The 17,400-nt window shown below is 45.3% G+C and carries 18 protein-coding genes, 1 other RNA gene and 1 other annotated feature; of the genes, 14 read left to right on the top strand and 5 right to left on the bottom strand.

Going from position 1 to position 17,400, the window contains the following annotated elements; genetic code table 11:
* The first annotated feature begins 69 nt into the window (after positions 1–69).
* From MKX38_RS13535 to MKX38_RS13515, 5 genes are all read left to right on the top strand, one after another.
* Positions 70–240 (top strand): YrzK family protein, encoded by a 171-nt coding sequence (locus MKX38_RS13535; protein WP_004399157.1) that lies wholly within the window; start codon positions 70–72, stop codon positions 238–240.
* Between the two features lie 59 nt (positions 241–299).
* Positions 300–532, top strand: a binding site (T-box leader).
* 89 nt (positions 533–621) lie between these two features.
* Positions 622–1,896 (top strand): histidine--tRNA ligase, encoded by a 1,275-nt coding sequence (gene hisS / locus MKX38_RS13530; RefSeq protein WP_086344141.1) that lies wholly within the window; start codon positions 622–624, stop codon positions 1,894–1,896.
* A 13-nt stretch (positions 1,897–1,909) separates the two neighbouring features.
* A complete protein-coding gene (gene aspS, locus MKX38_RS13525) occupies positions 1,910–3,688 on the top strand; it encodes an aspartate--tRNA ligase (protein WP_015384241.1) in 1,779 nt (592 codons plus the stop codon).
* Positions 3,689–3,748: 60 nt separating this feature from the next.
* Positions 3,749–3,941, top strand: a non-coding RNA gene (gene ssrS, locus MKX38_RS13520) — 6S RNA.
* Positions 3,942–4,022: 81 nt separating this feature from the next.
* Entirely contained in the window at positions 4,023–4,787 is a 765-nt protein-coding gene (locus MKX38_RS13515; protein WP_123372978.1) for a tRNA threonylcarbamoyladenosine dehydratase, read from the top strand.
* 39 nt (positions 4,788–4,826) lie between these two features.
* Here MKX38_RS13515 and MKX38_RS13510 read toward each other — a convergent pair whose 3' ends face one another.
* Positions 4,827–6,092 (bottom strand): replication-associated recombination protein A, encoded by a 1,266-nt coding sequence (locus MKX38_RS13510; protein WP_339187405.1) that lies wholly within the window; start codon positions 6,090–6,092, stop codon positions 4,827–4,829.
* Between the two features lie 202 nt (positions 6,093–6,294).
* On the opposite strand from MKX38_RS13510, the gene cymR reads away from it, so the two are divergent.
* The 8 genes from cymR to MKX38_RS13470 all read left to right on the top strand — a co-directional run bounded on the left by cymR (position 6,295) and on the right by MKX38_RS13470 (position 13,078).
* The gene (cymR, locus tag MKX38_RS13505) at positions 6,295–6,711 is read left to right on the top strand and encodes a cysteine metabolism transcriptional regulator CymR (RefSeq protein WP_003225879.1); all 417 of its coding nucleotides are present in this window, start codon (positions 6,295–6,297) and stop codon (positions 6,709–6,711) included.
* Between the two features lie 18 nt (positions 6,712–6,729).
* A complete protein-coding gene (locus tag MKX38_RS13500; RefSeq protein WP_064911658.1) occupies positions 6,730–7,869 on the top strand; it encodes a cysteine desulfurase family protein in 1,140 nt (379 codons plus the stop codon).
* Positions 7,870–7,899: 30 nt separating this feature from the next.
* Entirely contained in the window at positions 7,900–9,015 is a 1,116-nt protein-coding gene (gene mnmA, locus MKX38_RS13495; RefSeq protein WP_335389037.1) for a tRNA 2-thiouridine(34) synthase MnmA, read from the top strand.
* Between the two features lie 85 nt (positions 9,016–9,100).
* Positions 9,101–9,721 (top strand): tetratricopeptide repeat protein, encoded by a 621-nt coding sequence (locus MKX38_RS13490; protein WP_339189436.1) that lies wholly within the window; start codon positions 9,101–9,103, stop codon positions 9,719–9,721.
* Between the two features lie 24 nt (positions 9,722–9,745).
* On the top strand, positions 9,746–12,142 hold the full coding sequence (locus tag MKX38_RS13485; RefSeq protein WP_014477509.1) for an ATP-dependent RecD-like DNA helicase: 2,397 nt from the start codon (positions 9,746–9,748) through the stop codon (positions 12,140–12,142).
* A 55-nt stretch (positions 12,143–12,197) separates the two neighbouring features.
* Complete coding sequence (locus tag MKX38_RS13480; protein ID WP_339187400.1) at positions 12,198–12,722, top strand: PRC-barrel domain-containing protein; 525 nt, start codon at positions 12,198–12,200, stop codon at positions 12,720–12,722.
* An 11-nt stretch (positions 12,723–12,733) separates the two neighbouring features.
* Complete coding sequence (locus tag MKX38_RS13475) at positions 12,734–12,925, top strand: hypothetical protein (protein WP_003225893.1); 192 nt, start codon at positions 12,734–12,736, stop codon at positions 12,923–12,925.
* A gap of 21 nt (positions 12,926–12,946) precedes the next feature.
* Entirely contained in the window at positions 12,947–13,078 is a 132-nt protein-coding gene (locus tag MKX38_RS13470; protein ID WP_003229780.1) for a YrzQ family protein, read from the top strand.
* 34 nt (positions 13,079–13,112) lie between these two features.
* On the opposite strand, the gene MKX38_RS13465 is transcribed toward MKX38_RS13470, so the two are convergent.
* Genes MKX38_RS13465 through MKX38_RS13450 form a run of 4 tightly spaced genes read right to left on the bottom strand, consistent with a single transcriptional unit; the run spans position 13,113 to position 16,068 of the window.
* On the bottom strand, positions 13,113–13,769 hold the full coding sequence (locus MKX38_RS13465; protein ID WP_003229784.1) for an amino acid ABC transporter permease: 657 nt from the start codon (positions 13,767–13,769) through the stop codon (positions 13,113–13,115).
* Between the two features lie 16 nt (positions 13,770–13,785).
* Positions 13,786–14,436: an amino acid ABC transporter permease gene (locus MKX38_RS13460; RefSeq protein WP_015714433.1), complete on the bottom strand. Its 651-nt coding sequence runs from the start codon at positions 14,434–14,436 to the stop codon at positions 13,786–13,788.
* A 60-nt stretch (positions 14,437–14,496) separates the two neighbouring features.
* On the bottom strand, positions 14,497–15,318 hold the full coding sequence (gene glnH / locus MKX38_RS13455; protein WP_015251575.1) for a glutamine ABC transporter substrate-binding protein GlnH: 822 nt from the start codon (positions 15,316–15,318) through the stop codon (positions 14,497–14,499).
* Between the two features lie 21 nt (positions 15,319–15,339).
* Entirely contained in the window at positions 15,340–16,068 is a 729-nt protein-coding gene (locus MKX38_RS13450; protein ID WP_339187395.1) for an amino acid ABC transporter ATP-binding protein, read from the bottom strand.
* Between the two features lie 155 nt (positions 16,069–16,223).
* On the opposite strand from MKX38_RS13450, the gene MKX38_RS13445 reads away from it, so the two are divergent.
* Positions 16,224–17,285, top strand: coding sequence for an AI-2E family transporter (locus tag MKX38_RS13445; protein WP_009967889.1), 1,062 nt, complete (start codon positions 16,224–16,226; stop codon positions 17,283–17,285).
* Positions 17,286–17,400 lie beyond the last annotated feature (115 nt).

The raw sequence follows: 17,400 nt of genomic DNA, 5'->3' as shown, positions 1-17,400 counted from the left end.
GATTTTTAAATAAAAATAAAATGATTTGTTTATACTAAGCGTAAATACAATCAAAAAGGTGTGCAAATCATGAAATATCATCCAAAAATGGGACGCGCATTTCACGACGGTGAAGCGAATCTGCATTACAGCGATCACGCAGATCCCGATACGACTGGTTATCTTACGGAAACAGCATCTGAATTTGGTCTTATGTCCAAAGAAGCAGCGCTGAGGAAAAACAACCGGAATAAAGCTTGACAGAGAACCCCAATCCCATTATTATAATAGAAATTGAGTACATAGCAAATGATGAAAGATTTGAACCAATAATGGAGAAGAGTAGGTCAGATTGCATGATTAGAGAGGAACCCGCCCTAGGCTGAAAGCGGATCCCATTGCGTCTTTCTCGAAACAACACTCCGGAGGTTTCCTGCTGAACGCGTGAATAACGCCATTAGGCAGTGAACGTGAACCTGCGTTAAAGGATCGAGCGGGAATATGAACGTATTCCAACTAGGGTGGCACCACGGGTATAACTCTCGTCCCTACTATCATGTATAGTAGGGGCGGGAGTTTTTTTCATTTTCATCATTAACGATCATTGGATATTTTAAAAGGAATACATAAGGAGGTCTACCTATGGGATATAACATTCCGAGAGGAACACAGGATATTCTGCCTGGAGAATCAGATCGCTGGCAGTATGTTGAACAAATTATGAGAGACACTTGCCGCACTTATCAATATAAAGAAATACGCACACCGATTTTTGAGCATACAGAACTGTTTGCCAGAGGCGTCGGAGAATCAACGGATATCGTACAAAAAGAAATGTATACCTTCGAGGACCGCAAAGGCAGAAGCCTGACGCTTCGTCCGGAGGGAACAGCTGCTGCGGTTCGCGCTTTTAATGAAAACAAGCTGTTCGCAAATCCTGTACAGCCGACAAAGCTTTATTATGTCGGGCCGATGTTCCGTTATGAACGTCCTCAGACGGGCCGTTACCGCCAGTTTTATCAGTTTGGAATTGAAGCGATTGGTTCGAAAGACCCTGCAATCGACGCTGAAGTAATGGCGCTTGCGATGAGTATTTATGAAAAAGCAGGTTTAGAAAACGTTAAGCTTGTCATAAACAGTCTCGGCGATCAAGATAGCCGCAAAAGCTACAGAGAAGCGCTCGTGAAACACTTCGAGCCTCGCATCGAAGAATTTTGTTCAGACTGCCAGTCACGGCTGCACACGAACCCGCTTAGAATCTTGGACTGCAAAAAAGACCGAGATCATGAGCTGATGAAATCGGCGCCTTCAATTTTGACGTATTTAAACGATGAATCGGCCGCTTATTTTGAAAAAGTGAAACAATACTTAAATGATCTTGGCATTTCGTATGAAATCGATCCGAACCTTGTGAGAGGCCTGGACTATTACAACCACACCGCATTTGAAATTATGAGCAATGCGGAGGGCTTTGGCGCGATTACGACACTTGCCGGCGGCGGACGCTACGACGGGCTTGTCGAACAGATCGGCGGACCTGAAGCACCGGGCATCGGATTTGCGATGAGCATCGAACGCTTGCTTGCCGCAATTGATGCTGAAAAAAGAGAGCTGCCTGTTGATAAGGGAATCGACTGCTATATCGTCACACTCGGCGAAAAAGCAAAGGATTATTCTGTTTCATTGGTGTACAAACTGAGAGAAGCAGGCATTTCCAGTGAAATCGATTATGAAAATAAGAAAATGAAAGGCCAGTTTAAAACAGCTGATCGCTTAAATGCCAGATTTATTGCGATTTTGGGTGAAGATGAGCTTGCCCAAAACAAAATCAATGTAAAGGATGCACAGACGGGCGAACAGATTGAAGTGGCACTTGATGAATTTATACATGTGATGAAGGCAAACCAAAAGGGATAAGGAGTGAAACGCATTGTTTGGAAGAACATATTATTGCGGTGATATAACTGAAAAAGCAATTGGCGAATCTGTAACGCTGAAAGGCTGGGTCCAAAAAAGACGAGACCTCGGCGGATTGATTTTTATTGACTTGCGTGACCGTACGGGCATTGTTCAAGTCGTTTTTAACCCTGATGTGTCAAAAGAAGCGCTTGCTATTGCGGAAGGCATCAGAAATGAATACGTGCTTGATATTCAAGGAAAAGTGGTGGCGCGTGAAGAGGGAACAGTTAATCCGAATTTGAAAACAGGCGCGATCGAAATACATGCTGATGGAGTGAACGTATTAAATGCTGCAAAGACACCTCCATTTGCGATTTCTGATCAAGCAGAAGAAGTGTCAGAGGACGTTCGTTTAAAACACCGTTACTTAGATTTGCGCAGACCGGCTATGTTCCAGACGATGCAGCTGCGCCATAACGTGACGAAAGCTGTTCGCAGCTTTTTAGATGAAAATGGGTTTCTTGATATTGAAACGCCGATTTTAACAGGAAGCACGCCTGAAGGCGCACGTGATTACTTGGTGCCGAGCCGTGTGCACGAAGGTGAGTTCTACGCGCTGCCGCAGTCCCCGCAGCTATTTAAACAGCTTCTGATGGTATCAGGCATTGAACGATATTATCAAATTGCCCGTTGTTTCCGCGATGAAGACTTGCGTGCGGACCGCCAGCCTGAGTTTACGCAAATTGATATTGAAATGTCCTTTATGAGCCAGGAAGACATTATGTCATTGGCTGAGGAGATGATGGCAAAGGTTATGCGTGAAACAAAAGGTGAGGAACTTAAGCTTCCTCTTCCTCGAATGACGTATGACGAAGCAATGAACAAGTACGGTTCTGATAAACCGGATACGCGTTTTGACATGCTTTTGACGGATGTGTCTGACATTGTAAAGGATACGGAATTTAAAGTGTTCTCATCAGCTGTAGCAAACGGCGGCGTGGTCAAAGCCATCAATGTAAAAGGCGGTGCCGGCGATTACTCCAGAAAAGACATCGACGCTCTTGGCGCTTTTGCTGCAAACTACGGGGCAAAAGGGCTTGCCTGGGTGAAGGTTGAGGCAGACGGAGTGAAAGGCCCGATCGCTAAATTCTTTGATGAAGAAAAGCAGTCTAAGCTGATTGAAGCACTTGATGCAGCTGAAGGTGATTTGCTGCTGTTCGGAGCGGATCAATTCGAAGTTGTGGCTGCATCACTCGGCGCCCTGCGCTTAAAGCTTGGGAAAGAGCGCGGGCTGATTGACGAAAAATTGTTCAATTTCTTATGGGTCATCGACTGGCCGCTATTAGAGCATGATCCGGAAGAAGGCCGTTTTTACGCAGCGCACCATCCGTTCACAATGCCTGTCCGCGAAGACCTTGAGCTGATTGAAACAGCGCCTGAAGACATGAAAGCACAAGCCTATGACCTCGTCTTAAACGGCTATGAGCTTGGCGGCGGTTCAATCCGTATTTTCGAAAAGGATATTCAGGAAAAAATGTTTGCGCTTCTCGGCTTCTCACCAGAAGAAGCGGCTGAACAGTTTGGATTCCTGCTGGAAGCATTTGAATACGGCGCTCCTCCGCACGGCGGAATCGCACTCGGCTTAGACCGTCTCGTTATGCTTCTAGCTGGACGTACGAACCTGAGAGATACGATTGCATTCCCGAAAACGGCAAGTGCAAGCTGCCTGATGACAGAAGCGCCAGGCGAAGTAAGCGACGCCCAGCTTGACGAGCTTCATCTTTCTATTAAGAAAAAAGTTAAGAACTGAATGTGCAGTTCGATTCTTGAAAATCAAAATCGTCTGTGATATGATTTTGACAAGTTAAATAAAGTCCTGATGTGTTAGTTGTACACCTAGTTTTGACCGAACATTTTTTTGATTTGGGAGCCCGCATTTTTAAATGGCGTACATGCCTCTTTTCATTCGGTAAAGAGGACTTACAAGATTTAAAAGAGGGCACCCACCTGCTGAGAGCGGGTTCAAAACAAAGGAAAGCTGCAACGGCACTATTGGGACTTTATTTTTTGTGCGCAGAAAAACGGCTGCTCATGGATCAGCCATTTTATAGATGAAACCAGAATACGAATGTGGAGTGAGGTTCTTGTTACACCAGTTTTCACGCAATGAATTAGCTATCGGAAAAGAAGGGCTTGAAACGCTGAAAAAGAGCACAGTTGCTGTGCTTGGAGTCGGGGGAGTTGGGTCGTTCGCGGCGGAAGCTCTCGCGCGGTCAGGCGTCGGCCGCATTCTGCTTGTCGACAAAGATGATGTCGACATTACAAATGTAAACCGTCAGCTTCACGCGCTGCTTTCAACTGTCGGACAGCCGAAAGTTGATTTAATGAAGGCGCGGATCGCAGACATTAACCCGGAGTGTGAAGTGATCGCGTTAAAAATGTTCTATACGGAGGAAACGTATGAGCAGTTTTTTGACTATGATCTTGACTATGTCATTGATGCGTCAGACACGATTCATTATAAAATTCATTTAATGAAAGAATGTCTGAAACGGGATATTCCGCTCATCTCCAGCATGGGTGCAGCAAATAAAACGGATCCGACGCGCTTCCAAATCGCTGATATCTCAAAAACGCACACTGATCCAATTGCGAAGGTCGTCCGTACGAGATTGCGCAAAGAGGGTATCAAAAAAGGTGTTCAAGTGATTTTCTCTGATGAAAGTCCGATTGTCATTCGGGAAGATGTCAGAAAAGAAGTGGGAAATGACGAAGCGAAAATCCGTAAAGCAAAAATGCCGCCTTCCTCTAATGCTTTTGTGCCGTCAGTTGCAGGTTTGATTATGGGCGGACATGTTGTCATGGATCTATTGAAAGACATTGAAATCAAACGTGTGAAGGATAAATAATGCATAAAAACAGCCTTGATGATCAAGGCTGTTTTTGTTTTATTTTCTTTTCATTAATTTATCGTACACCTGCTTTAAGGCTGATTCGAATTTTCCTGTCTGTTTCGGCTTATAGTATTGCTTATTTTTCAGAGGATCAGGGAGGTATTGTTGTTCGACCCAACCGTTGTCGTAATTGTGCGGGTATTTATAGCCGATTCCTCTTCCTAATTCCTGAGCCCCTTTATAATGCGCGTCTTTTAAATGCTTCGGAACATCCCCAATTTTTCCGGCTCTGATATCTGCCAGGGCCTCATCGATTGCCAGAATGGCAGAGTTTGATTTCGGTGAGAGGCAAAGCTCAATAACTGCGTTGGCCAGCGGGATTCGCGCTTCAGGAAACCCGACTCGCTCAGCGGTCTGAATAGCGTTCAGCACTCTAGGGCCGGCTTGCGGGCTTGCTAAACCGATATCTTCATAGGCGATAACAAGCAATCGTCTTGCGATGCTCTCCAGATCACCGGCTTCAATTAATCTAGCCAAATAGTGAAGAGCAGCGTTGGCATCAGAGCCGCGGATCGATTTTTGAAAAGCGGACAGTACATCATAATGCGCGTCACCATCTTTATCGTGAGAAAAGCTTTTTTTCTGCAAGCATTCTTCCGCGGTTTCTAATGTAATGTGAATTTCACCGTCTGCTGACTCCTTCGTTGACAACACGGCAAGCTCAAGCGCATTTAAAGCGGAGCGGACATCTCCTCCGCATCCGTGGGCAAAATGCTCCATCGCCTGATCATCAATGGATACAGAATAGGTGCCAAGGCCCCGATGCTCATCATGGAGCGCGCGTTCCAGTGCCTGTTTAATCAGATCAGGTGTTAACGGTTCAAGCTCAAAAATCTGGGTCCGGCTTCTGATCGCCGGATTAATGGCATGATACGGGTTAGCCGTCGTTGCTCCGATCAAAATGATCATCCCGTTTTCTAAATAGGGTAATAGAAAATCCTGTTTTCCTTTATCCAGCCTGTGGACTTCATCCAGAATCAAAATCACTTGGCCGGACATCTTGGCTTCCTGAGCTACGATTTCCATATCTTTTTTATTGTTAATGACAGCATTCAGCTTTCGAAAAGCAATACTTGTTGAACCGGCGATTGCTGTTGCGATTGATGTTTTTCCAATTCCGGGCGGCCCGTACAAAATCATGGATGACAAATGTTTTGCCTGGACCATTCTGCCGATAATTTTATCTTCAGCCACCAGATGCTGCTGGCCGATAATATCCTCTATTTTTGTCGGACGCATCCGATATGCCAATGGCTTCATCTATCATCTCTCCTTACTTAATTACAGGGTAACGGAAAACCGTACATTAGAAAAGGGGAAAGGCCCCTTTCCTTCTGCCTCAATGAAAATTCGCTGAAGGTATGTTATAATAACAGTTGGTCTATAAGATAATAAACGGACGAAACATATAGAAATTACCATTATAAATGTGGAAAATCATGAAATAACAGAGGTGTTCATGTTGAAAATATCAACTAAGGGAAGATACGGGCTCACCATTATGATTGAGCTTGCAAAAAAGCACGGTGAAGGCCCGACTTCATTAAAAAGCATCGCACAGACGAATAATTTGTCCGAGCATTATTTGGAGCAGCTGGTATCGCCGCTCAGAAATGCCGGTTTAGTGAAAAGCATCAGAGGCGCATATGGCGGATATGTATTAGGCAGTGAGCCGGATGCCATTACCGCGGGAGATATTATCCGTGTGCTTGAGGGGCCGATCAGCCCTGTTGAAGTGCTGGAAGATGAGGAGCCTGCCAAGCGTGAGCTCTGGATTCGCATCCGGGATGCTGTAAAAGAGGTTTTAGACAGTACAACATTAGAGGATCTTGCCAGCTATACAGACGGAGAGCAAGAAGCTTATATGTTCTATATTTAGATCAGAGGTGTAAACATAATGGAACGGATTTATTTAGATCATGCCGCAACGTCTCCGATGGATGAACGCGTGCTGGAAAAAATGATACCGCACTTCTCCGGCAGTTTCGGTAATCCCTCCAGTATTCATTCATTTGGCAGAGAATCTCGAAAATGGGTGGATGAAGCAAGAGCGCAGATCGCAGCAGAAATCGGAGCGGCAGAGCAGGAGATCATTTTTACAAGCGGGGGAACGGAAGCTGATAACTTGGCGATCATGGGAACCGCACTTGCAAGAAAAGATCTTGGCAGACATGTCATCACAACAAAAATTGAGCATCACGCCGTGCTTCACACATGTGAAAAACTTGAGGAAGACGGATTTGACATAACGTATCTGGACGTTGACCAAAATGGAAGAGTCAGTGCAAAACAGGTGAAAGAAGCACTGCGTGATGATACAATCCTTGTGACAGTGATGTATGGAAATAATGAAGTTGGAACAGTGCAGCCGATCGAAGAAATCGGTGAGCTGTTAAAGGAACACAAAGCTTATTTTCATACCGATGCTGTTCAGGCATTCGGGTTGCTGCCAATTGATGTGAAAAACAGCCATATTGACCTTCTGTCTGTTTCCGGGCACAAGCTCAACGGGCCAAAAGGGACAGGCTTTTTATATGCTAGTAAAGATGTGAAGCTTTCACCGCTTTTATTCGGAGGAGAGCAAGAAAGAAAACGCCGTGCCGGAACGGAAAATGTTCCAGGCATTGTCGGGCTGAAAGAAGCGATCAAGCTGTCAAGTGAAGAACGGGACGAAAAAAACGAGAAGTATCAATCGTTTAAAGCAATCTTTGCCGACACGCTTAGAGATGCAGGTGTGGCATTCGAGGTCAACGGGGACAAAGAGCATAGTCTGCCGCATGTTCTGAATCTTTATTTCCCCGGTGTGTCAGTGGAAGCGCTGCTGGTTAATCTTGATATGGCTGGTGTCGCTGTCTCCAGCGGTTCAGCGTGCACGGCCGGTTCAGTCCTGCCGTCACATGTTCTGACTGCTATGTTCGGCGAAGAGAGTGACCGGCTGACGTCCTCTATTCGAATCAGCTTCGGCCTCGGCAATACGGCTGAGCAAGTGAAAACTGCTGCCAAACATGTGGCCGACGTTGTCAAACGGCTGACATAATAAGGCGGCGTAGTAATTGGAGTGAATGAAATGGAAAAACGGCCGGAGGATACAAGAGTCGTCGTCGGCATGTCCGGCGGAGTAGACTCATCTGTGGCGGCCCTGCTGTTAAAAGAACAGGGCTATGATGTAATCGGAATCTTTATGAAAAACTGGGATGATACGGACGAAAACGGTTTTTGCACGGCGACAGAGGATTATGAAGATGTGATCCGCGTCTGCAACCAAATCGGAATTCCGTATTATGCCGTAAACTTTGAAAAGCAATATTATGAGAAGGTATTTCAATACTTCCTTGATGAATATAAAGCAGGCAGAACACCAAACCCGGATGTACTGTGCAACAAAGAAATTAAATTCAAAGCCTTTTTGGAGCATGCATTGTCACTTGGCGCCGACTATTTAGCGACTGGCCACTATGCAAGAGTAGACAGAAGCGGCGGAAAAGTCAGAATGCTGCGCGGCATTGATGAAAACAAGGATCAAACGTACTTCTTGAATCAGCTGACAGAAGATACGCTGAGCAAAGTCATGTTTCCGATCGGCGAACTTCAAAAAAGCCGTGTGCGTGAAATCGCCAAAGAAGCAGAACTTGCAACGGCGACGAAAAAAGACAGTACAGGCATCTGCTTTATCGGCGAACGCAACTTCAAAACGTTTCTCAGCCAATATCTCCCTGCACAGCCGGGCGATATGATGACGATGGACGGCGAAGTAAAAGGCCGCCACGACGGGTTGATGTACTATACGATCGGACAGCGTCACGGCCTTGGCATCGGCGGAAGCGGCGAGCCGTGGTTTGCGGTAGGCAAAGATCTTGAAAAGAACATCCTCTACGTGGATCAAGGGTTCCATAACCCGCTTTTATATTCCGACAAAATCACAGCAACAAATATCAGCTGGGTGCGTTCGGATATCATGAAGGGCGAAGAGATTTCCTGCACGGCTAAATTCCGTTACCGCCAAGAGGATCATAAAGTAACGGTGCGCATGACTGGCCAGGGTGAAGCGGAAGTCATCTTTGATGAACAAGTCCGCGCTGTAACGCCGGGACAAGCCGTTGTCTTCTATGACGGCGAAGAATGCCTTGGCGGCGGGACAATTGATGATGTGTACAAAGACGGAACAAAATTGTGGTACGTATAAAAGATGAAAAACCTCAACACTGAGTTGGGGTTTTTTAATGAAAGGAAGATGATCGGTGGATTATAATCAACTCGGTATAGAGGCGATGCAGGAAGGCGATTACGAGAAAGCGGCAGAGGCATTTACAAAAGCGATTGAAGAAAATAAAGAAGACGCGATTCCGTATATCAATTTTGCCAACCTGCTTTCATCCGTAAACGAGCTGGAACGTGCGCTTGCGTTTTATGATAAAGCGCTTGAATTAGACAGTAGCGCAGCCACTGCTTATTATGGAGCAGGAAATGTCTATGTTGTAAAAGAAATGTACAAAGAAGCGAAAGACATGTTTGAAAAAGCGCTTCGTGCGGGGATGGAAAACGGCGACCTGTTTTACATGCTCGGAACGGTACTTGTCAAGCTCGAACAGCCTAAGCTTGCACTGCCATATTTACAAAGAGCGGTCGAACTGAATGAAAGCGATACGGAAGCGCGTTTTCAATTCGGGATGTGCTTAGCCAACGAGGGCATGCTGGACGAAGCGCTCAGCCAATTCGCAGCTGTAACAGAGCAAGACCCGGGGCATGCAGATGCATTTTATAATGCCGGTGTCGCTTATGCTTATAAAGAAAACCGAGAAAAAGCGCTTGAAATGCTGGACAAGGCAATCGATATCCAGCCAGATCATATGCTTGCGCTTCATGCTAAAAAACTGATTGATCCATCATAACAGGCACAGGAGGAGGGACAGCTCGTGCAGCAGCATCCGGATCAGCTTAAACTGGAGGAAGAGCCCTATTTAAAAGGGACAGTCAACACAGTCATCTATCATAATGACACCAATTTATATACGGTTCTGAAAGTGAAAGTCACAGAGACCTCCGAAGCCATTGAAGATAAAGCCGTATCCGTGACGGGCTACTTCCCTGCGCTTCAAGAAGAAGAGACCTACACGTTTTACGGAAAGATCGTAACCCATCCAAAGTTCGGGCTCCAATTTCAGGCGGAGCATTTCAAAAAGGAGATTCCGACGACTAAGGAAGGCATCATTCAATATTTATCGAGTGATTTATTCGAGGGGATCGGCAAAAAAACAGCTGAAGAAATTGTGAAAAAGCTGGGCGACAGCGCCATTAATAAAATATTGGCTGATGCTTCAGTGCTTTATGATGTTCCCAGACTCTCAAAAAAGAAAGCCGACACGCTGGCTGGTGCATTGCAGCGGCATCAGGGACTGGAGCAAATCATGATTTCCTTGAATCAGTTTGGCTTTGGCCCGCAGCTGTCTATGAAAATCTATCAAGCCTATGAATCCGAGACGCTTGAAAAGATTCAGGAAAATCCTTATCAGCTTGTGAAGGATGTAGAAGGCATCGGGTTTGGGAAAGCGGATGAGCTGGGCAGCAGAATGGGTCTTTCGGGTAATCATCCTGAGCGGGTAAAAGCTGCTATTTTGTACACGCTTGAAACGACTTGTCTGTCAGAGGGGCACACGTACATAGAAACAGAACAGCTGATCATTGACACCCAATCTCTGTTAAATCAGTCAGCAAGGGAAGGGCAGCGCATCACAGAAATGGATGCCGCTAACGCGATTATTGCCCTTGGAGAAAATAAAGACATTGTCATTGAAGATGGCCGCTGTTATTTTCCGTCGCTGTTTTACGCAGAACAAAACGTTGCAAAGCGTGTGAAACATATCGCTAGCCAAACCGAATATGAGAACCAGTTTCCCGAATCAGAGTTTTTGCTCGCGTTGGGAGAACTGGAAGAACGGATGAACGTTCAGTATGCCCCCAGCCAGAAGGAAGCGATTCAAAAAGCCCTTTCCTCGCCGATGCTTCTTTTAACAGGCGGCCCTGGAACAGGAAAAACGACGGTAATCAGAGGGATTGTCGAGCTCTACGGAGAGCTTCACGGTGTGTCACTAGACCCGTCAGCTTATAAAAAGGATGAAGCTTTTCCGATTGTTTTGGCCGCTCCGACAGGGAGAGCAGCAAAACGGATGAGTGAGTCAACGGGACTTCCTGCAGTCACGATACACAGGCTGCTTGGCTGGAACGGTGCTGAAGGCTTTACTCATACAGAGGATCAGCCGATCGAAGGGAAGCTGTTAATTATCGATGAAGCCAGTATGCTTGATATATGGCTGGCGAATCATTTGTTCAAGGCGATCCCTGATCATATACAAATCATCATTGTCGGAGACGAAGACCAGCTGCCTTCCGTCGGTCCGGGACAAGTGCTCAGAGACCTGCTGGCATCCCAGGTGATTCCGACTGTGAGACTGACAGACATCTATCGCCAGGCAGAAGGGTCATCAATCGTCGAGCTTGCCCACCAGATGAAAAATGGATTGCTGCCGAACAATTTGACTGCCCCGACAAAGGACCGTTCCTTTATTCGCTGCGGCGGGTCGCAAATCAAAGAAGTAGTTGAGAAGGTTGTCGCCAATGCATTGAAAAAAGGCTATACGGCAAAGGACATTCAGGTCCTCGCTCCGATGTACAGAGGAAAAGCCGGCATTAATGAATTGAATGTGATGCTACAGGACATTTTAAATCCTCCTAAAGAAAAACGGAGAGAATTGAAGTTCGGGGATGTTGTCTACAGAACCGGAGATAAAATTTTGCAGCTTGTCAATCAGCCGGAAAACAATGTATTCAACGGAGATATTGGCGAAATCACGTCGATATTTTATGCAAAGGAAAATACAGAAAAAGAAGACATGGCCGTTGTTTCTTTTGACGGCAATGAAATGACATTTACGAAAAAAGATTTTAATCAATTTACCCATGCGTATTGCTGTTCTATTCATAAATCGCAGGGAAGTGAATTTCCGATTGTGGTTTTGCCTGTTGTGAAAGGCTATTATAGAATGCTCAGAAGAAACCTTCTTTATACCGCGATTACAAGAGCGAAGAAATTTCTCATTTTATGCGGTGAGGAGGAGGCGCTGGAGTGGGGCGTAAAAAATAATGATGCAACTGTCAGACAGACCTCCTTGAAAAACAGGCTGTCCGTACAGGTTGAGGAAATGGATGCCGAGCTTGAGGCTTTGCAAAAAGAGCTCCCGTTCAGCGTACACGACGCCAACATTGGCATGGAAGGCATTACACCATTCGATTTTATGAAAGAAGAACAGCAATAAAATGCTCCCGTGTAAGCGGGAGTTTTTTCATTTGCAGTGGAATTGATTTCATCGTATGAGTCTAAGGCGCAAAGCAAAACCTAAGCCTGTTCAACAAAAGGTGGTTGATCACACTTTGAGAACATGCCATGAAGTAGAAGGATTCCCAGTATACTCAGAACGAACTTCTAGTTATCTTGGGACAATTTCCGATATTTGTTTTTCTCTGAAAGGAGATTGTCTTGGGTTTATTCTTGCACAAAAACGCTTTTTGCATCATCATCATGCGCTATTACGGGCGTGTGATATCTCTTCCATTCTTGATGACCGCATATTGGCTTCGGTCAGTTTAGAACAGCTTTTGCCTCTTCCGAAATCATGCTTCACATACGAGCAGATGAAGATGAAGCTTGTGAAATCGCAAGAGGGCGATATATTGGGGATGCTGGAAGATGTATACTTTTGTTTGGACAGGGGCATAATCGTAGCATATGAACTCTCGGACGGTTTCTTTTCTGACCTGGCGGGAAGCAAGCGCCAGATCCAAAGAGCGGATTCGCTTGTCGAGGTGCGGAAAGACGAGATCGTTCTGAACGGATAGAGGTGTGAGGTATGCTTATATGCCCGAATTGCAAAAGTAAGGATATCGGCAAAATCGGCGTGAACCAATATTATTGCTGGGGCTGTTTTATTGAACTGACAGTGGCGAAAGGGAAGATTGCAACTCATCAGGTGGAAGAAGACGGAACGTTAAGCAGCTTGGATGATTTGTTTTCTGAGGATGAACGCAGCATCAATTTTTAATCATGAAAGGAGATGCGCAGGATGAATCGGACGATGACTTCTCTTTTGGCAATGGGAGCCGGAGCTCTCGTGTACCGAATGGCGACTCAATCTGACATGCTGAATAATCGAAGCATGAAGCGGATGAGAAGAAGAATTACGAAAATGTTTTAATGCAAAAAGGATACTCTCCAAAGAGTATCCTTTTCTATGTTTGCCGGACCTCGAGGCGTCTTGCTGCGAGTGAAAGGCTGTAGTTGACTGCGAAATACATAAGGGCCGCAAGTAAAAAGATCGGGAAAAAATAACTGCCGTCTGCGCTTTGGCCGTTAATAATTTGCGCGTTGTGAATCAGTTCAGGCAGGGCGATCACAACAGCGAGCGATGTATCTTTTAATAAAGAAATAAACTGGCTTACGATGGGCGGAACCATGCGGCGAAGCGCTTGCGGCATAACGATAAAGAACAGGGTCTGTGTATAGCTCAGCCCGGAGGAGCGCGCCGCTTCAATTTGTCCTTTGTCAATTGATTTCAGTCCGCTTCGGATAATTTCAGATAGCATAGCGGATTCAAAAATCGTTAGTGCTGTAATTGCAGCAGCTGTAATTTCAAGCTTAATACCAATTTCCGGAAGGGCAAAAAACGTAAAGAAAATAATTAACAGCAAGGGGAGGTTTCTGATCGTTTCAACGAGAACTGCAATCAATTGAGAAAGAACGGGTACTTTCGCATATCGCAGGGTGCCTGCGATTAAACCGAAGAAAAAGCTCAGAATGATGGAGATGAAAGCAACGTACAAGGTGACGAGAAAGCCATCCCATAAAAACGCTAAATGCTCCTGTGAATAAGCACCGATGAAATCCAATGTAACTCACTCCTTATCAATAGCTTTTTTCCAGCCGTTTTTCCAGATAGTTAACACCGATGCTAAGCGGAATCGTCAGCACTAAGTAAAAAAGCGCCACAAAAATATAAACATCAAATACAACGAGTGTGCTCGACGAAACTAAATCGGCTTGGTACATAAGATCCAATCCGGCCACAACCCCAAGAATCGAAGAGTTTTTGACTAAGTTTAAAAATTGATTGCCTAAAGGCGGAATGACGATTTTGATTGCCTGCGGCAAAATGATATGGAGCATGGCTTGGCTGTAGGTAAAGCCTGACGAGCGTGCCGCTTCCATCTGCCCTTTTGAAACAGACTGGATGCCTGCTCTGATGGCTTCAGCGATAAACGCAGAGGTATAAATGGTGAGAGCAACCGTTCCCGCTTGAAAACCGTCAAGCCTCAGGCCTGCGTTTGGAAGTCCGAAATAGAAAACAAAGGTAATTAAAAGAAGAGGGATGTTGCGGATGAATTCTACATATACGGTCCCTAGCCATTGCAGCGGCTTAAAGACTGTTATTCTCATAACCGCTACAGCGACGCCGAGGACAAAACTGCCGGCCAGCGCGATAACACTTGCGAGCAAGGTATGGTAAAAACCGTCCATATACATGCCGAAGTTATCGAAAAGAATTGACACATTCATCTGCCTATTCACTCCTTATCAAATTGGGATGAGCATCGCCTGCTCATCCCGGGATGGTTGTTATTCAGCTGGGTCTTCTTTGATCCATTTTTTATAAATTTCATCGTATCTGCCATCCGACTTCATCTTTTTAAGTGAAGCGTTGATTTCTTTCGCGAGAGCAGATTGCCCTTTTTTCACGGCGATCCCGTAAGGCTCATCTGTAAAAGGCTTTCCTGTTAATTGATAATTTTTATTTTCATCAGCCATTCCATATAAAATCGCATTATCTGTGGTGAGGGCATCGCCTTGCCCCGATTTAAGGGCTGTAAAGGCTTCTGCGTAGTTTTCAAATTCTAAAACAGATGCTTCAGGCGCCTTTTCACGAATGTTTTGAGAGGAGGTGGAGCCTTTTACTGCAAGAACTTTTGAGCCTTTGTCAAGATCCTCGACACTCTTGATTTTGCTGCCTTTTTTCACGAGAAGCGATTGCCCGGCCTCGAAATAGACATCAGAAAAGTCAACTTCCTTTTTTCGTTCATCAGTGATCGTCATTGTGGCGACAATGGCGTCGATATCCCCGTTTTGCAGCATAGGAATCCTTGTTTTTGAGGTGACCTCTTTAAATTCAGCTTTTTTCTCATCACCTAAAATGTCTTTAGCGATTTGTTTGGCAATATCAATATCAAAACCCTCAATCTCACCTGAGCTTGGATTTTTAAGACCGAACAGTCGAGTGTCCGTTTTTACGCCGAAGACAATTTTGTCATTGTCTTTAATGGCGGCTAGCGTATCTTTTTTGCTCTCCTTTGAGGCTTCTCCGTTTGATCCCTTGCTGCCGCAAGCGGCAAGCAAGATGACAGCGAATAAAGAAATCAATGCTAAAGAAAAAATCTTTTTCATACAAGCTCCCCCATTTCTGTTTTAATGATTTAAAATACGGCTTAAGAATAAGCGGGCCCGTTCTTCCTTTGGGTTCGCGTAAAACTCAGCCGGCATTGCTTCTTCTAAAATTTTTCCTCCGTCAATGAAGACAATTCGGTCGGCAACTTCTTTGGCAAACCCCATTTCGTGTGTCACGACAACCATTGTCATGCCTTCTTTGGCGAGTGTTTTCATGACATCTAGCACCTCACCGATCATTTCAGGATCAAGTGCTGATGTCGGCTCGTCAAACAGCATGACCTCCGGCTTCATCGCCAGTCCTCTTGCGATGGCAACACGCTGCTGCTGCCCGCCGGAAAGCTGGGAAGGATAGGCGTCAGCCTTGTCTGGGATGCCGACTTTTTCAAGATAGTACCGCGCCGTTTCCTTTGCTTGTTCAGGTGATTGTCTAAGCACTTTTACCGGAGCCAGCATGATGTTCTGCAGCACTGTTTTATGCGGATATAAATGAAAGTGCTGAAACACCATCCCGATATTTTGCCGCACTTGATTGATATCAGTTTTTCTGTCGTTAATGGCGGTGCCGTTTACTGTAAGCACTCCCTCATTGATCGACTCAAGTCTGTTGATGCATCTGAGCAATGTGCTTTTACCGGAACCGGATGGGCCGATGATAACAACGACTTCCCCTTTTTCGATTTGAAGATTAATTTGTTTTAACACGTGAAAATCTCCGTAATGCTTGTTTACATTTTGAAATGTGATCATCGCAATCCTCCTATCAGAAAATTTGACCAAAAAGTAAATGATCAAACTTTTCTGAAAATTAAAAGTGAAAAAATGTCCATGACTTCTGACTGACTAAAGAAACATAAAGAATAATTCCTTGTAAACCTCAAAAGATATAGGTGAGGTGAAAGCAGATGCTCCAAAAACCGGTGCAGCTTTTGTTGTGGGTGGCTATTTGTTTGCTGGTTCTGTTAACAGTCTATGTCTTTTTTATGCTTGATATGTTATGGTCACCCTTTTGGCTCGTCATAAAAACGATCTTTATTCCCTTGATCATTTCTATTTTTATATCTTATTTATTGCTTCCGGTCACAGAATGGCTGCATGGCAAAGGATTGCCTAGGACTTTGAGCATCTTGGTCATTTATGTTCTTTTTTTTGGCGGGATTGGCTGGGCGTTGTATAAAGGGGTGCCTGTTTTAATCGTGCAGCTGACGGATTTGTCAGAAAATATACCCATGTTTGCCGAAACGTATAACGGGCTTCTTCTTCATGTGCATAACCATACGGATGACTGGCCTGATGGTATGCATCACCGTATAGATAAAATGATCCGCCAGACGGAGGCGTTTTTTGCGGGAACGATCGAGGGTGCGATCAGCGGGATCCGCAATGTGCTTGATTACTTCTTAATTGCTGCAACAATCCCTTTTCTCGTGTTTTATATGGTGAAGGACATTGAGTTAATGAAAAAGACAGTATGGTACTTGACTCCGAAGTCGTGGAGAAAGCGGGGCAGCGCCTTTTTGCGGGATGTGGATGATTCGCTTGGCGATTATATCCGCGGCCAGCTTTTGGTCTGCTTGATTCTTGGCGTGATTGCAGGCATTTCGTTCTGGGTATTTGGGCTTCCGTATCCGCTGATACTTGGCCTTATCTCTGGGGTAACGAATGTCATCCCGTATTTTGGCCCTTTCATCGGAGCTGTTCCTGCGTTGTTAATTGCGATGACGATCTCAGTCAAGGCGGTTCTTGTTGTGGTGATTACGGTGTTTATTCTGCAGTTTATGGAAGGAAATATCCTCAGTCCGTTCATTGTCGGCAGAAGCCTTAAAATGCATCCGGTCGTTATCATGCTTGCACTCCTTGCCGGAGGGGAGCTTGCGGGTATCGTCGGGATGATTCTGGCTGTTCCTGCGACGGCTGTTTTAAAAGTAATGATGATCCATTTTTTGCGGATGAGGACGGAGCATTGACATCGGCGTGCCGCTTGTCTATAATTTCTCGTAGAATACATACGAATCTCGAGTGACGGATCTGAGTACGCCGAAGCCCTGTTAAAGAGAGAAGCTCCATAAGCTGAAAGGAGCT

Origin of the sequence: Bacillus sp. FSL M8-0025 (assembly GCF_037975475.1) — a bacterium.
Lineage (GTDB): Bacteria > Bacillota > Bacilli > Bacillales > Bacillaceae > Bacillus > Bacillus subtilis.
Note: the sequence above shows the minus strand (reverse complement) of the source record. Positions and strands in the feature narration are given on the sequence as shown.

Bases quoted from the DNA above. Each gene is read 5' to 3' on its own strand.
- MKX38_RS13535 (WP_004399157.1), top strand. From the start codon at position 70: ATGAAATATCATCCAAAAATGGGACGCGCATTTCACGACGGTGAAGCG.
- hisS (WP_086344141.1), top strand. From the start codon at position 622: ATGGGATATAACATTCCGAGAGGAACACAGGATATTCTGCCTGGAGAA.
- MKX38_RS13510 (WP_339187405.1), bottom strand. From the start codon at position 6,092: ATGAAGCCATTGGCATATCGGATGCGTCCGACAAAAATAGAGGATATT.
- MKX38_RS13500 (WP_064911658.1), top strand. From the start codon at position 6,730: ATGGAACGGATTTATTTAGATCATGCCGCAACGTCTCCGATGGATGAA.
- mnmA (WP_335389037.1), top strand. From the start codon at position 7,900: ATGGAAAAACGGCCGGAGGATACAAGAGTCGTCGTCGGCATGTCCGGC.
- MKX38_RS13490 (WP_339189436.1), top strand. From the start codon at position 9,101: ATGCAGGAAGGCGATTACGAGAAAGCGGCAGAGGCATTTACAAAAGCG.
- MKX38_RS13480 (WP_339187400.1), top strand. From the start codon at position 12,198: ATGAGTCTAAGGCGCAAAGCAAAACCTAAGCCTGTTCAACAAAAGGTG.
- MKX38_RS13475 (WP_003225893.1), top strand. From the start codon at position 12,734: ATGCTTATATGCCCGAATTGCAAAAGTAAGGATATCGGCAAAATCGGC.
- MKX38_RS13470 (WP_003229780.1), top strand. From the start codon at position 12,947: ATGAATCGGACGATGACTTCTCTTTTGGCAATGGGAGCCGGAGCTCTC.
- MKX38_RS13460 (WP_015714433.1), bottom strand. From the start codon at position 14,436: ATGAATGTGTCAATTCTTTTCGATAACTTCGGCATGTATATGGACGGT.
- glnH (WP_015251575.1), bottom strand. From the start codon at position 15,318: ATGAAAAAGATTTTTTCTTTAGCATTGATTTCTTTATTCGCTGTCATC.
- MKX38_RS13450 (WP_339187395.1), bottom strand. From the start codon at position 16,068: ATGATCACATTTCAAAATGTAAACAAGCATTACGGAGATTTTCACGTG.
- MKX38_RS13445 (WP_009967889.1), top strand. From the start codon at position 16,224: ATGCTCCAAAAACCGGTGCAGCTTTTGTTGTGGGTGGCTATTTGTTTG.